This window comes from Kribbella orskensis (assembly GCF_004342085.1).
GTDB lineage: Bacteria > Actinomycetota > Actinomycetes > Propionibacteriales > Kribbellaceae > Kribbella > Kribbella orskensis.
Map to the genome: position 1 here is coordinate 1 of NZ_SLWM01000005.1, position 12,680 is coordinate 12,680.

The window sequence follows — 12,680 nt, forward strand, 5'->3', positions numbered from 1 at the left end:
TGTCGCTCATGCAGCAGCTCGGCGTCGTCCCCACAGGCGCCCCGGCGTAGCAGCGGCCGGCTCAGAGCCGGTTGCCCTGAAGCTCGGCTGTCGCCTGATGTTCGCCATCGATGACCTGAATGGCCTCGAGGCGTTGATGCCCTCGATTTCCTCAGAGATTGCCGCCCAGGCGATCTCGAACACACCGCGCAAGGAGGAGTTATGCCCACGATCATCGTGACCCACGATGTCACCGACACCGACCACTGGCTCTCATCGCCGAAGCGGGAGGAGCTCCTGCCCTCGTTGGGCGCCAGCAACATCCGGACGTTCGTGAACCCTCAGGACCGAACGAAGGTCGGATTGGTCATGGACATCGCGGATCTCGACGTTCTCTTCGCTGTGCTGGAGAACCCATCGGACGAGCTGGCCGAGGCAATGAAGTACGACACCGTTCTCCCTGAGACGATGGCGATCTTTGTCGCGTCCTGAACCACCGTGATGACTTACGCCGCGCTGGCGCTTGACCGGAAGTCGAGGAATCCGGAGCTAGACGCCAACAGATCCGCGACACGTCGCCAGCTGATGTGCGACAGGGCTGGAAGTCTGCCGACCGTGAATCCGGCAGCGATGCACGGATCTGCCGCGATTGGCTCGCGCCGATTCAGCATGCCCAGCCGCCTACGCTGGACGCGTGAGCTTCATCGTGCCGAGTGATGTCGAGTACCAGCGCGCCAAGCGGTTACGGCAGCGGAAGTCTCGCCTCGACCCGATCTACGACGACTTCGTCGAGAGATTCCGACAGCGATACGGTTTCCCGCCGCTGGCCATCAGCCTGGACGCGATCGATCGGCCGGGCCAGCCGCGAAAGACGCCACGACTCGGCGTCGTCCTCGAACGCAGCCGGCAGTACAACTCGTTTCTGCGGGATCCGTACAGCTACGACTCCCGCAAGCAGCACACCATCGCCGGCATGTTCGCGGAAGCGCTCAGTGACCACAGCCCGCACCGGATGCCACGGCGGCCTGTCAGAGTTTGTCCCTGTGGACGAGGTGGACGCAGCAACTGTTCTCTCGCACACCCAGCAGGAGATCCCGCCGGATCAGGTACTGGCGACCTGGTGTCGCTCCCGCCGCCGGCAATGCCTGCGGACGCGCGCGGAACGCCGAATACAAGTGACCATGACCGGCTTGCGGCCCGGCCGCTGGCGCCCTGATCATCTGCAGATGAACGAGACGCCTGCCACGGCGAGGCTAAGACGTGCCGTCCGGGCGGTCATCCTGGCCGATGATGACCGTGTCCTGCTGTGCCGCTTCAGCTTCCCGCATCCAGCTGTACCGACCGGCGCAACGGTCGTATGGGCGGCCCCCGGCGGCGGCATCGAGCCCGGTGAACTGCCGCTCGCGGCACTGCGCCGGGAGCTGCACGAGGAGACGGGGCTTGTCATTGACGCCGACCCGCCTCACGTCTGGCACCAGGAGGTCGCCGCTCCCGGCCATGCGGACGGCTACGACGGAGTGGTCAACGACTACTTCCTCGTCCGCACCACGCGCTTTGATCCCCGCGGCGCGCTGTCCGATGACGACCTCGCCGCCGAGCACATCAGCGGGATGCGATGGTGGCGGCACGGAGACATCGCCCAATACAGTGGAACCGACCTGTTCTCACCCCGTGACATCGCCACACCGCTGGCGGCGCTGATCGCCGGTGACATCCCGGGCACGCCAGTGATGCTCGGCCTGTGATCTCCCTGGCACTTATAGGTCCGCTGTACCCGCCAGACGCACCAAAGACACGAGGCTGCCGGACAATCAGGCGAATCTCCGCGCGCGGCGTGCAGGTCCGACGGGCATCGGGAGGCGGGCAGGACGACTGGCGGCACCCGACCCGCTCAGGGAGCCAGGGCCCGCAGACAACACCTCAGGGTTCCAAGGATTGATGGGCGGTACCCGGCGATGCGACCGCGACCTCATCGCCGTGGCCATGGCTTGGCTAACTCCCACGGCGGCTTTGACCGCAACTCAGCACAGATGATCGTGCAGCAGCGCCTGCTCTACCGCCGTCGCGCCTGCATAACCATCCACGCTTGGCGGAGAGCACAACGTCCGCTTCTGCCGCTGTCCGGTGCGCGCTCATGCCGATCACCGTCTGGCGAGCCATCTCCGCCTACTCGTCGGGCTCGTCGTCCAGGTGCGGCCCGTCCCAGGTGGACAGGCAGAAGGGATGGCCGGCCGGGTCGGCGTACACCAAGCAGTGGTCGGAGTTCGGCTGGAAGTCGAGCCGGGTGGCGCCAGCAGCGACTGCGCGGGCTCCGGTTGCTTCGAGGTCGTCGACGAAGAAGTCGAGGTGCATCTGCATGGGTACGTCGGCACCGGGCCACACCGGTGGGCAGAAATCGTCGACCTGCTGGAATGCGATGAAGCCGTTCGGCCCGGAGACGGTCGCCCAGTGCTCGCTCCCCTTCGTGACGCCGCCGGTGAGCTCGGCGTAGAAAATCGCAAGGGCGAGCGCGTCGGGAGCGTTCACCGTGGTCACGCTGAGTCTGATGTCGTCGGACATCACTCGATCTCCATCGCTTCGTAAGCAGGGGACAACTCGTCCCAGCGCCGGCGCCACGCCGGTGCCGGAGTCTGCTCGGTCCAGCGCTCGGGGTGGGCCCCGGTGTCCTCTGCCAGCGACCGCCCCAGATCCTCCAGATGCGCCTGCCACCCGGCCCCGTGCAAGTACAGCTTGTCCACCGGCAGTCCACGCTCCTCGACCACCAGCCTGGTCTGCGATCCCTCCTCGGTCAGCCATGCCTCCATCTGAGACTCATCGTCCGTGCCCGGCTCCATCGTGAGGAGCAGATGATGCGGTCCGTCGCACACCTCGACCCGCCCCGGACCGGTCCAGGTGCTGGTGAAGACAGCATGGATCGTGCCGCCCACCCGCAGGTCGCCTGAGACTTCAGCGATCCAGCGCACGAGCCGCTCCGGGGTCGTACATGCCTCCCACAGGTCGTCGATGTCCGTGTCGTAGATGTCCTCGACACGCACCGCGCCGCGGGTCTCGTCAAGCGCCCGCATCGTCCCGATGATGTTCACGTTCGCGCCTTCTTCCCTCGAGCGATCTCTGTATGAAGGGCGTCGAGCCGGCTCTGCCAGAGCACGCGGTACTCCGCGAGCCACTCGTCCACCTCGATGAGCGCCTCCGGACGGAGGCTGTAGATCCGGCGCTGCGCCTCCCGGCGTACCTCGATCAGTCCGGCCTCCCGCAGCACCCGCAGATGCCGGGACACCCCCGGACGGGCGATCGGGATCGCCTCGGCCAGCTCTCCCGCGCTCGCCGGATGATCGCGCAGGATCTCCAGAAGCGTTCGCCGGCTCTGGTCCGCCAACGCGTGCAGCACCGCATCCATAGCCCTAATGTATCGGATCGGGTACGTATCCGCAAGGTTACATACGACTCGTCGATGTGCGGGGTCCGACGGTGGGAGCCGCCCAGGCCTTCTCCGGTGTCCTCAACCGATAGAACGCGGACGCGCGGCAGGGCGTCCGCTCATGGCCGCTGTCCGGGCAACCGAAAGCGCATGCGGAGCGCGGCTCAGACGCCTACCCTCGGCGGTGGCCCTGCCTTAGGCGGGTCGGTTCACCCCGACCGCCCGTCCTGCAGCATGGAGGGGGAGGCAGCCCGTTCGAGCCGGGCCGGGGTGGGCACAACGCACTCACATGCCGCAGATAGTAAGGCTCGCTCATGCCGAGGAGGGTGCGGGCCGCGGCCCCCGGCTGGTTGCCGATCGGGCCCCAAACGACATGGTTGCGACCTTCCCATGTCCCTGGTGGATGGTGTTGGATTCTGGCGGGACGTGGATCGACTTATCGGGAGGATATCGGTGGGCCTCACTGCGACCTGGGCTGTCACCACGGAGCCTGACCGGTTCGCCGCACACGCTCATGACCGTATCCCCCCCGCTCCTCGACTGGTCGCCGACGGAGGACGCCGGCAACGTTCGTACGCCGTGGGGGGTGCTTGAGTGCCCTGATATCGACCTTCACGCATCGGCCGAACTCGCCGACAGGTGGGCGACGGCCGACGGCTCGCCCCTGCTGCTGATCGGAGTGTTCGACAGCGACGGCGCCGAGGTCGTCTCCTTTGGCTCAACCGGCGCGGTGCGTACGTTCATCGACCTCGAGGGGTACGCCTCATCGATCTTCCCGGGGTACGCGCCGTTCGACGACGAGGGCAACATGCTCGAGGGAGCGGCGCGCGAGGAGCTCGAGAAGGAGTCCGAGCTCGAGTTCAACCGCGTCTGCGCCATGCTCCGGGACCACAGCTCAACGGCGACAGTCGCCGCTGCAGCGCTCCGTGACTGGGCACTGGAGTCTGGCTTGGCGGCTGAGCCTGTCGAGCGAATCAAGGAGCTCTTGGGCCGCCGCGATCTCTTCGTCGAAGACACAGTCTGGGCCCTCCTCGCCTCACTCGGAGTGCGGACATCCTGAGGATGTGCAAGCCGTCCGCGGCGATTCTGCCGCTCTTCCCAGACATCGCCGCCTCAGGCCAGCGGATCTGGTGGCGGACAGTTCTGACGAGGTGAAGCCGACGACCTCCTCATTGCGAGTCCGTTGCCCTGAGCCCCAACCGCACGACGACTCGACCCGGTGCAGTGATCGCGCTCAGCGGCCGGGGATCGCTGACGGCTGTTCAGGCTGCCACACCGGACCGGAACGTCAGAGCACCTCCCGGCTCGGCCCCGAGGCCTCGTCACCTCGTGTCCTCTTTCGGCGGCCGAAGGGCGGACACACGACGACGATCTGCCGCTTCACCCGGTCCCCGGATCACGCTCCGGGCAGAAGCGGTGGATTGGCAACGAGCGCATATTCGAAGTGCAGTATTCGGCCGCGGGGAGGAGACCGACAGCCGGGCCGGGGTGGTCGCAACGTAGGACGAGCCCGACAGCGAACTGGCCGCCAAGCTCAGCAGATCCACACCGGCGCCCGCTGTCACCAGACGATGGGAACAGGTCCGGGCACACGGCCGCCAGACCGATCTGCGAGCGCGAGTTTGGATTACGTGAGGCTGTTGCCAATGAAGGCCAGGGTGAGGGCTTCGATCCGGCGGAGCTCGGTCTCGGGGGCATCGCGGAGCGGGCCTTGGCCGGTGAGCACGGCGGTTCCGTGGACGACGGACCAGATCGGGAATTCGATGCCGTCGCGTCGTTGCGGATCGAGGACCCCGGCTTCCACGAGTTCGTCCAACGCGGCACGCAATAGCCCCAGCGGGGTGCGATCCGATTCGCCCGTCGCCTCGTCGCGGCTCGCGTAAGCATGCTGCTGCGGCACCGCGAACGCAGTTGCGAACAGGCCGGGTTCATCGTGGGCGAACTTCAGGTAGGCCGACCCGATCGAGCCCAGCCGGCGGCGAGCCGCGACCGGGTTGCCGCGTTTGCCGCTGACCCGAGCGATGTCCGCGGCCATGCGGTCGGCCAGCTCGGTCATCGCCGCAGCGCAGACCTCGGCGAGTAGCTCGTCGCGGTCGGCGAAGTGCCGGTAGGCAGCGTTGGGAACGACGCCGACCATACGGGTGGCTTCGCGAAGCACCACGGCGTCAGGACCGCCGGTGCGAGCCAGTTCGACTCCGGCAGCGACCAGGCCTGCGCGTACGTCGCCACGCGGGCGTCGTCGCCGCGAGCGTGGTGCTTCCTCTGCTGCCGCTTCGCCCGTGCTCACGGGGTCAGGATAACAATGTGGACACCGTCCACTAAACCGAGCTAATGTGGACAGTGTCCACTAACTGCGAGGAAGGGCCTCTGATGGGGGAGAAGACGAATTCAGACCTGCGCCGCGACGATCTGGTGTGGGTGACCGCGGACGCCTGGTTCGCAGGCGGACAGCGGATTTGGTACGACGCGACGTCTGCACAGGTACTGCCCGACGACGAGGCCGCCGCGAGACCCGGCGTACTGAAGGTCTTCGAGCGCACGACAACCGCAGGGACGGAGGCTGACGCCGTGTGGCTGACCATGCTGCCTGGGTTCCCGGACGGTTCCTACGGCTGGGCTCAAGTGGATCGTCTACTCCCCGCCGGGCTCGGTCCGCGGCTGTACGTCGAGCCCGTCGGTCAGGGCGATTCGGACAAGCCCAAGCGCTACCCGCATTCGACATACGGACGAGCCGATCTCGTCGAAGCCTTGTGGCGGCACCACGGCGTCGGTCGTACTGTCGTGGTCAGTTTCGACTATGGCTCGCTGACGCTGCTGGAGCTTCTTCGCCGCCAGGTGGTGGAGCCTGATCGGATCGCGCCGACGATCGCGGCGGGCTTCATGGTGAATGGTGGTTTGTTCGCCGACGCGCATTCGCACCCATGGCAGGGAACTCCGATGCTCAGGTCTCCGCTTGGTGCCCTTGGTGCGCGGGCTTCGCAACGCTCGTCGGCGTCGTTCATCCGGGGATGGAGGCAGGCCCGGATGTACTCGCGCGACTACCACCCGAGCCAGACTGAACTCGTCGAACTGTGGTCGGCATTGGTCCGCCGGGGCGGAGCAACGTTCCTCCATGACGGTGCCGGCTTCGTCAAGGAACATCGCCGCAACGCGACGCGCTGGAACCTGGCCGCGATCGCACGAGAACTGAACGGCACGGTGCCGTTGTACGTCGGCGGCAGCGACGAGGACCCCTACGAGCATCGCCAGATCACGGCGGCCCGCGAACGAGTACCCGAAGCCCGGATCATCACCTTCCCAGGCGGCCACCTGACCACCAGCGAGCACCCGGACCTCCTGGCCGATGCGATCACCGACATCGCTTCCCGCCACGGAGTAGGCAACCGTACGCCGACCGCTGACGAGACGAGCGTCTGACGTGCGAGTCGCGATCAAGATCGTTGTCAACAGCATCGGTATCTTCACAGAGGAAATAGCATGAACGACACCGCAATTCCGTCCCAGTACGTGACGAGGACGTCCCGGGCCGACATCGAGCAGGCCCTTGTTGCCGCAGGCAAAAACCTGGACAGGCTCCAGGCCGCAGATCTCGCGATGATGGAGGACTTCCACACCGGCGGACGAATCGCGACCGGGCAGCTCGCCGACTTGGTCGATATCACGCCGGACAGTGAGGTGCTGGACGCCGGCACGGGCATCGGAGGAACCGCGCGCTACCTCGCGGCCCGTTTCGGGTGCGCCGTGGCAGCTGTCGACCTCTCTGACGAGTACTGCGAGACTGCCCGCTGGCTCAACCGCCTCGTAGGCCTGGATGACCGGATCGTCGTACGTCAGGGGGACGTGACCACGCTGCCCTTCGACGATTCATCGTTCGACGTCGTGTTCAGCCAGCACGTCCAAATGAACGTGGCCGGCAAAGACAGTCTCTATCAGGAGGCGAGGCGAGTTCTGAAGGCCGGCGGCCAACTCGCCCTGTGGGACATCACCGCCGGCAACGGACGCGAACTCGACTACCCGTTGCCGTGGGCCGACGGACCCGACCACACCCATCTCAGCACACCGGCAGCCCTGCGTGCCGCCATCGAGACTGCCGGATTCACTGTCAAGCACTGGAGGGATTTGACCGAGGAAGTCGGCACCATGATGCGAACGATGGGATCACTTCCACCCAGTCCGCTCGGGCTTCACGCGTTCGTCCCCAACTTCCGCGAGCGCGTGAAGAACGTCAGCGAAGCCCTGTCCGACGGCAGCCTTCAAGCCATCCAAGCGGTCGTCCTAGCACGCTAGCCTGCGCGTCCGCTGCTCGATGGAGCCGAGGTGCCGCCGCCGGTGACCGGCGGCGGCCCAGCACGCGGTAGCGTCTCAACAGGTGCGTCGACAGCGGAGGAGCATCGGGGATCGCCATGACCAACCGTCCACGCACGACCGGGATGGATGACGGGGACACGTCACGACCGCAGCCGGATTCGAGCGCGAGTGGACGCGACGGGGTGCGGCTTGCGGTGGTCGTGGGTGCGCTCGGTGTGGTGTTCGGCGACATCGGAACCAGCCCGATCTACACCCTGCAGACGGTGTTCAATCCCAGCGATCCGCATCCCGTCCCGGTCAGCTCGGAGAACGTGTACGGAGTGGTCTCGCTGATCTTCTGGTCGGTGATGATCATCGTCACGGTCACCTACGTGCTGTTGGCCATGCGTGCTGACAACGACGGTGAGGGCGGCATCATGGCCCTGATCACGCTCTTGCGCCGGCTGGGCACGCAGCGGGGCGGGCGCACCGCGGTCGTGTTGGCGGCGCTGGGAATCTTCGGCGCCTCGCTGTTCTTCGGCGACAGCATGATCACCCCGGCGATCTCCGTCCTGTCTGCCGTCGAAGGCCTCAAGGTCGTCGAGCCCTCACTCGAGCAGTTCGTCGTACCGATCACCGCGGTGATCATCGTTTTGCTGTTCGCCGTACAGCGTCGGGGCACGGCGGCCGTGGGACGCGTGTTCGGACCGATCATGATCGCCTGGTTCGTGGTCATCGGCGCGAACGGCATCAGCGGTATCGCCGAACACCCGGGCATCCTCAAGGCCCTCTCCCCCACGTACGCGCTGGGCTTTCTGACCGGCCACTTCAGCATCGCCTTCTTTTCCTTGGCGGCGATCGTCCTTGCGGTGACCGGCGCCGAAGCTCTGTACGCCGACATGGGGCACTTCGGCCGTCGATCGATCACCCGTGCCTGGCTCGTGCTCGTGTTCCCGGCCTGCGTTCTCAGCTACCTTGGTCAGGGAGCATCGATCCTCGAGAATCCGGCCAACATCAGCAGCCCGTTCTTCCTGCTCATTCCCGACTGGGGACGCCTGCCGCTCGTACTACTGGCCACTGCCGCAACCGTGATCGCCTCTCAGGCCGTCATCACCGGCGCCTACTCGGTAGCATCCCAAGCTGCCCAGCTCGGGTACCTCCCCCGGCTCCGGATCGCGCACACATCGGAGTCGACTGCCGGTCAGATCTACGTGCCCTGGATCAACTGGGTCCTGATGATCTCGGTGCTCACCCTCATCTTCGCCTTCCGCAGCTCCGCGGCACTCGCCTACGCATTCGGCATGGCGGTGACAGGAACCATTACCATCACAACCCTGCTGTTCTTCTACGTCGCGCGGCGCCGATGGAACCTGAGCCCTTGGTTGACAGGCATCGGCGCGGCGCTACTGCTGTCAGTGGATCTGCTGTTCGTCGCGGCGAACCTGACCAAGCTCGTCCACGGTGCCTGGCTTCCGCTCCTGATCGCGATCACCGCGTTCACCGTCATGACGACCTGGCAGCGCGGCCGCGCGATCGTCACCGCCGAACGCGAGCGGCGCGAGGGCCCACTCGGCGACTTCATCAGCCGATTGCGCGAACGGAAACTGCCCGCGCAACAAGTTCAAGGCACGGCGGTCTTTCTGAATCGCGGCGGCCAGACCACACCGCTAGCCCTGCGCGCGAACGTCGAGAACAACCACGTCCGGCACGAGCAGGTCGTCATCGTCGCGATCGAGACCGAGCCCGTACCCCGCGTCGGCACGGACCGGCGGATCGTCGTGGACGACCTCGGGTACCGCGACGACGGCATCATCCACGTCACCGCCCGGTTCGGCTACATGGAGACTCCCAACGTACCGACCACCTTGGCGCTGCTCGCCCCGGAGGCGACCGAGGGCCGGCTCCAGCTCGATCGGGCCTCCTACTTCCTGTCCAAGATCGAGCTCCGGCGAGGAGATAACCCGGCCATGGCAACGTGGCGTAAGCGCCTCTTCATCGCCACCTCTTACATCACCGCCGACGCCGCCGAGCATTTCGGTCTCCCCCGCGACCGCACAGTCATCATCGGCTCATACATCGACGTGTAGGCAGAACCCCCACCTCCCCAACCCGGCCGCCCGGACGCCGAGGCGAGCTATTCCTCCGAAGGCGCTCGCGAGATGAACATGCATGTCGTCGGCCGCTCCGTCACGGCCACTCGGCGTTCGTCTGGTCGATCAGTTCGGCGCGTCGTCTGCTGAGAAGCCGGCGGCTGCGAGCAGGCGGCGGAGGCCGACCACCGCCTCGATCTCCGTGTCCTTGTCCGAGGGGATGTCGAAGAAGCCGGTCTCGGACCCGACCGTGACTTCGACCTTGCCGTCGTGGCGGCGTTCCACGGTGCCGACAGCCTCCAGCAATGACACCACGTCGTGCCACTCGATGTTGTGGCTCACGGGATGCTGGAAGATCTTGCGCAGCGTCGCGCGGTGGTGGCTGGTGAGGTGCTCAGATCCTGGGTCCGACGTCATCGCGACTCCTCGTCATCATTGGCCAGCGTACGCCTGGCGCCCTGGCCGGGCCCCAGCTGCCGGCCGGAGCATGATGCTGCGGCCGGCTCGCTCTGCGAGATGTTCAGTGGGCGGCTCGCTCGATCACCTTGGTCACCGCCGAGGGCTGCGACACTGCGACCAGGTAGGAAGCGCCGGCGATCTCCACCTTCGTCGCGCCCGCCCGGGTGGCCATGAACCGCTCGGCGGCGGGGGCGATCGCCTTGTCCCCGGTTGGGATGACGGCGTACTTCGGGAGTGCCGCCGGAGCACTCTTCTCGACCGGCTCGGAGAAGGCCGAGGATCCCCCGCAGTGGCACGGCGGGAGCCACGACGTTGTAGCCGTCACTCTGGAGCCGGCTGGTCACCATGGACCAGCTGGAGCCATCGGCGTACGCCCCGTGCAGCAGGACAATCGTCGGCTTCTCGGTGGCCTGTCCGGACTGGGCTGCCTGCGCGGTGGTCGCGCCCGCCAGCAGCAGGCCCGCACCCAGCCCCGCGAGGAGAAGATTTCTTGCCTTCAGCATCAGTTTTGTCATTGTCCTCACACCTCCACCTGGTTCGCCGTGACAGCTGGAATGTTGCGGGCTTCGATCGCCGGACGGTGTTCTCGAAGGCCGTGCCCAGGACGCGCTTGCCGAAGAAGGCGAAGACGAACGCGAGCAGGTGGCCCTTGACGTTCTTGCCGTCACGCACGATGACGACGTCGATCTCGGTCGCGCCGTCGGCCCGCCCCTTGAGGGTGTAGGTGTAGCCGGACTCGCCGCCCCAGACACTGGAGTCGGTGGTCGTGAGGACGACGTGGTTCGGGTCGGACCAGTCGCAGCGCAGGCGCTCCCAGACACCGCCAGAGCCCTCGGTGACGTCGGCGTGCCCGGGTCCCAGGTCGTACACCCTCAAGTAATCGTCGTGGCTGTTGGCGAAGAGATTCGAGCGGCCAGGCCCGAAGTCCGTGAGCCCGGCAACGAACTGCTCGGGCGTCGAGGTGGTCACCTCGGTGAGGTGAATCGTGGTCATGGCGTCTTCCAATCCTTGAAGGGTTCCGCTTGCTACCACTGTTCGTCGGCAGTTGACGCGTCACCCCAGTGGAAAACACTGGTTCATCGCCCGGTGTGAAGCCTCACCACTGGCCTTCGGGCCAGGGTTAGCCACGCTTTGGCAACGGGCGGGTTGTCCGAGACTGGTTCACGGCCGCTGCCCACGCAGCCGTCGAGCACGGCACGGTCGTGCTGATCACCATCGGCGCCGGCGGTTCCGTGCGTGCCCGGTTCAAGCGGCACCGCGCTGCAGCCCCTCCCGGACGACCGCAATGGTGCAGGCCATCCTCGTTCTCCACCACGTCGAAACCCCGACCTACCAAGGAGGCAAACGCTCAGCCATGCCGACCCAGTGATGAGTTGTCGCGCCCGCACCCGTCATACCTACGACGGGACACGACGAGACGGAAGGATGATGTGATGAGTGCGGACACGCGGCTGGAGGAGCTGGGCGTGAGCGGTCTGGGCGAGAGCGGGCTGGGCGAGGTCGACGAGCCGGCGTTCTCGGGGCTGGCGGAGCGGCACCGGCGGGAGCTGCACGTGCACTGCTACCGGATGCTCGGGTCGTTCGAGGACGCCGAGGACACCGTGCAGGAGACGTTCCTCCGTGCCTGGCGGCGGCGGGAGACCTTCGAGGGGCGGTCGACGTTCCGGGCCTGGCTGTACCGGATCGCCACCAACGCCTGCCTGGACCTGCTCGCCAAGTGCCGCCCGGAGCCCGCGACCGGCGGCGAGGTGCTGTGGCTGCAGCCGTACCCGGACCGGCTGCTCGACGAGCTGCCCGCGGGCGACGCGGACGAACCGGAGACCGTCGCCGTCGCGCGGGAGACGATCGAGCTGGCCTACCTGGTCGCAGTCCAGCACCTCGCGCCGCGCCCGCGGGCCGTGCTGATCCTGCGGGACGTGCTCGGCTGGCCGGCGAAGGACGTGGCGGAGCTCCTCGGGGACTCCGTCAACTCCGTGAACAGCGCGCTGCAGCGGGCCCGCGCCGGTATGCGGGAGCACCTGCCCGCCGAGCGGCAGGACTGGACCGGCGGCGATGAGGACGCCGGGACGCGCGAGCTGGTGCGTCGCTTCACCGACGCGAGCGTGGCCACGGACGTCGACGGGCTCACTGCCCTGCTGCGGGACGACGTCCGCTGCTCGATGCCGCCCACGCCGGGCCTGTACGTCGGCCGCGACGCGGTGGTGAACGACTGGGTCGAGAGCGGCTTCGAGGGCCTGGGGCGCCTGCGCGCCGTCCCCACCTCCGTGAATCGGCAGCCCGCCGTCGCCTTCTACCTCTGGCAGGAGCAGGAGGACGCGTACCTGCCGCTGACGATCGACGTGCTGCGCATCACCGGCGGGGCGATCACCGAGATCATCACGTTCCACGACGACCAGTTCCCGAGACTCGGGCTGCCGGAGCGCCTGCCGGCGGACGGCACGGACTAG

At 66.9% G+C, this 12,680-nt stretch carries 16 protein-coding genes; 9 read left to right on the forward strand and 7 right to left on the reverse strand.

Annotated elements, in window-relative coordinates:
- The 4 genes from EV644_RS45900 to EV644_RS15315 all read left to right on the forward strand — a co-directional run.
- Positions 1 to 220, forward strand: a 220-nt coding sequence (locus tag EV644_RS45900; protein ID WP_206751500.1) for a hypothetical protein, incomplete at its 5' end; no start/stop codon positions are given.
- Positions 202 to 471, forward strand: coding sequence for a hypothetical protein (locus tag EV644_RS15305; protein WP_132188960.1), 270 nt, complete (start codon positions 202 to 204; stop codon positions 469 to 471). The genes EV644_RS45900 and EV644_RS15305, both read left to right, overlap by 19 nt.
- A 202-nt stretch (positions 472 to 673) precedes the next feature.
- Entirely contained in the window at positions 674 to 1,195 is a 522-nt protein-coding gene (locus EV644_RS15310; protein ID WP_132188961.1) for a hypothetical protein, read from the forward strand.
- Positions 1,161 to 1,724 (forward strand): NUDIX hydrolase, encoded by a 564-nt coding sequence (locus EV644_RS15315; RefSeq protein ID WP_242001021.1) that lies wholly within the window; start codon positions 1,161 to 1,163, stop codon positions 1,722 to 1,724. Before EV644_RS15310 ends, EV644_RS15315 begins: the two co-directional genes overlap by 35 nt.
- 421 nt (positions 1,725 to 2,145) lie before the next feature.
- On the opposite strand, the gene EV644_RS15320 is transcribed toward EV644_RS15315, so the two are convergent.
- The 3 genes from EV644_RS15320 to EV644_RS15330 are packed head-to-tail and all read right to left on the reverse strand — an operon-like array spanning position 2,146 to position 3,376.
- Positions 2,146 to 2,538 carry a VOC family protein gene (locus EV644_RS15320; protein WP_132188963.1) on the reverse strand — a complete coding sequence of 131 codons (393 nt, stop codon included), beginning with the start codon at positions 2,536 to 2,538 and terminating at the stop codon, positions 2,146 to 2,148.
- Positions 2,538 to 3,062, reverse strand: coding sequence for an SRPBCC domain-containing protein (locus tag EV644_RS15325; protein WP_241998177.1), 525 nt, complete (start codon positions 3,060 to 3,062; stop codon positions 2,538 to 2,540). The genes EV644_RS15320 and EV644_RS15325 overlap by 1 nt, the downstream gene beginning before the upstream one ends.
- Entirely contained in the window at positions 3,059 to 3,376 is a 318-nt protein-coding gene (locus EV644_RS15330) for an ArsR/SmtB family transcription factor (protein WP_132188964.1), read from the reverse strand. Before EV644_RS15330 ends, EV644_RS15325 begins: the two co-directional genes overlap by 4 nt.
- 535 nt (positions 3,377 to 3,911) lie before the next feature.
- On the opposite strand from EV644_RS15330, the gene EV644_RS15335 reads away from it, so the two are divergent.
- Complete coding sequence (locus tag EV644_RS15335) at positions 3,912 to 4,457, forward strand: hypothetical protein (protein WP_132188965.1); 546 nt, start codon at positions 3,912 to 3,914, stop codon at positions 4,455 to 4,457.
- Positions 4,458 to 5,024: 567 nt separating this feature from the next.
- On the opposite strand, the gene EV644_RS15340 is transcribed toward EV644_RS15335, so the two are convergent.
- Positions 5,025 to 5,684, reverse strand: a complete 660-nt coding sequence (locus tag EV644_RS15340; RefSeq protein WP_132188966.1) for a TetR/AcrR family transcriptional regulator — start codon at positions 5,682 to 5,684, stop codon at positions 5,025 to 5,027.
- Between the two features lie 83 nt (positions 5,685 to 5,767).
- On the opposite strand from EV644_RS15340, the gene EV644_RS15345 reads away from it, so the two are divergent.
- From EV644_RS15345 to EV644_RS15355, 3 genes are all read left to right on the forward strand, one after another.
- The gene (locus EV644_RS15345) at positions 5,768 to 6,814 is read left to right on the forward strand and encodes an alpha/beta fold hydrolase (RefSeq protein WP_132188967.1); all 1,047 of its coding nucleotides are present in this window, start codon (positions 5,768 to 5,770) and stop codon (positions 6,812 to 6,814) included.
- Positions 6,815 to 6,874: 60 nt separating this feature from the next.
- A complete protein-coding gene (locus EV644_RS15350; RefSeq protein WP_132188968.1) occupies positions 6,875 to 7,684 on the forward strand; it encodes a class I SAM-dependent methyltransferase in 810 nt (269 codons plus the stop codon).
- A 116-nt stretch (positions 7,685 to 7,800) separates the two neighbouring features.
- Positions 7,801 to 9,771, forward strand: coding sequence for a potassium transporter Kup (locus EV644_RS15355; RefSeq protein WP_132188969.1), 1,971 nt, complete (start codon positions 7,801 to 7,803; stop codon positions 9,769 to 9,771).
- A gap of 129 nt (positions 9,772 to 9,900) precedes the next feature.
- On the opposite strand, the gene EV644_RS15360 is transcribed toward EV644_RS15355, so the two are convergent.
- The 3 genes from EV644_RS15360 to EV644_RS46265 all read right to left on the reverse strand — a co-directional run bounded on the left by EV644_RS15360 (position 9,901) and on the right by EV644_RS46265 (position 11,226).
- Positions 9,901 to 10,191, reverse strand: a complete 291-nt coding sequence (locus EV644_RS15360; RefSeq protein ID WP_132188970.1) for a hypothetical protein — start codon at positions 10,189 to 10,191, stop codon at positions 9,901 to 9,903.
- 103 nt (positions 10,192 to 10,294) lie between these two features.
- Positions 10,295 to 10,558, reverse strand: coding sequence for a hypothetical protein (locus tag EV644_RS15365; RefSeq protein WP_241998179.1), 264 nt, complete (start codon positions 10,556 to 10,558; stop codon positions 10,295 to 10,297).
- Positions 10,555 to 11,226, reverse strand: coding sequence for a hypothetical protein (locus EV644_RS46265; protein ID WP_241998182.1), 672 nt, complete (start codon positions 11,224 to 11,226; stop codon positions 10,555 to 10,557). The genes EV644_RS15365 and EV644_RS46265 overlap by 4 nt, the downstream gene beginning before the upstream one ends.
- A gap of 440 nt (positions 11,227 to 11,666) precedes the next feature.
- Here EV644_RS46265 and EV644_RS15375 point away from each other — a divergent pair, with 440 nt between their 5' ends.
- A complete protein-coding gene (locus tag EV644_RS15375; RefSeq protein WP_132188971.1) occupies positions 11,667 to 12,680 on the forward strand; it encodes an RNA polymerase subunit sigma-70 in 1,014 nt (337 codons plus the stop codon).

What these genes read in the sequence shown, in the direction of transcription:
- EV644_RS15305 (WP_132188960.1), top strand. Translation starts at nt 202, where the DNA reads ATGCCCACGATCATCGTGACCCACGATGTCACCGACACCGACCACTGG.
- EV644_RS15315 (WP_242001021.1), top strand. Translation starts at nt 1,161, where the DNA reads ATGACCGGCTTGCGGCCCGGCCGCTGGCGCCCTGATCATCTGCAGATG.
- EV644_RS15320 (WP_132188963.1), bottom strand. Translation starts at nt 2,538, where the DNA reads ATGTCCGACGACATCAGACTCAGCGTGACCACGGTGAACGCTCCCGAC.
- EV644_RS15330 (WP_132188964.1), bottom strand. Translation starts at nt 3,376, where the DNA reads ATGGATGCGGTGCTGCACGCGTTGGCGGACCAGAGCCGGCGAACGCTT.
- EV644_RS15335 (WP_132188965.1), top strand. Translation starts at nt 3,912, where the DNA reads ATGACCGTATCCCCCCCGCTCCTCGACTGGTCGCCGACGGAGGACGCC.
- EV644_RS15345 (WP_132188967.1), top strand. Translation starts at nt 5,768, where the DNA reads ATGGGGGAGAAGACGAATTCAGACCTGCGCCGCGACGATCTGGTGTGG.
- EV644_RS15350 (WP_132188968.1), top strand. Translation starts at nt 6,875, where the DNA reads ATGAACGACACCGCAATTCCGTCCCAGTACGTGACGAGGACGTCCCGG.
- EV644_RS15355 (WP_132188969.1), top strand. Translation starts at nt 7,801, where the DNA reads ATGACCAACCGTCCACGCACGACCGGGATGGATGACGGGGACACGTCA.
- EV644_RS15360 (WP_132188970.1), bottom strand. Translation starts at nt 10,191, where the DNA reads ATGACGTCGGACCCAGGATCTGAGCACCTCACCAGCCACCACCGCGCG.
- EV644_RS46265 (WP_241998182.1), bottom strand. Translation starts at nt 11,226, where the DNA reads ATGACCACGATTCACCTCACCGAGGTGACCACCTCGACGCCCGAGCAG.
- EV644_RS15375 (WP_132188971.1), top strand. Translation starts at nt 11,667, where the DNA reads ATGAGTGCGGACACGCGGCTGGAGGAGCTGGGCGTGAGCGGTCTGGGC.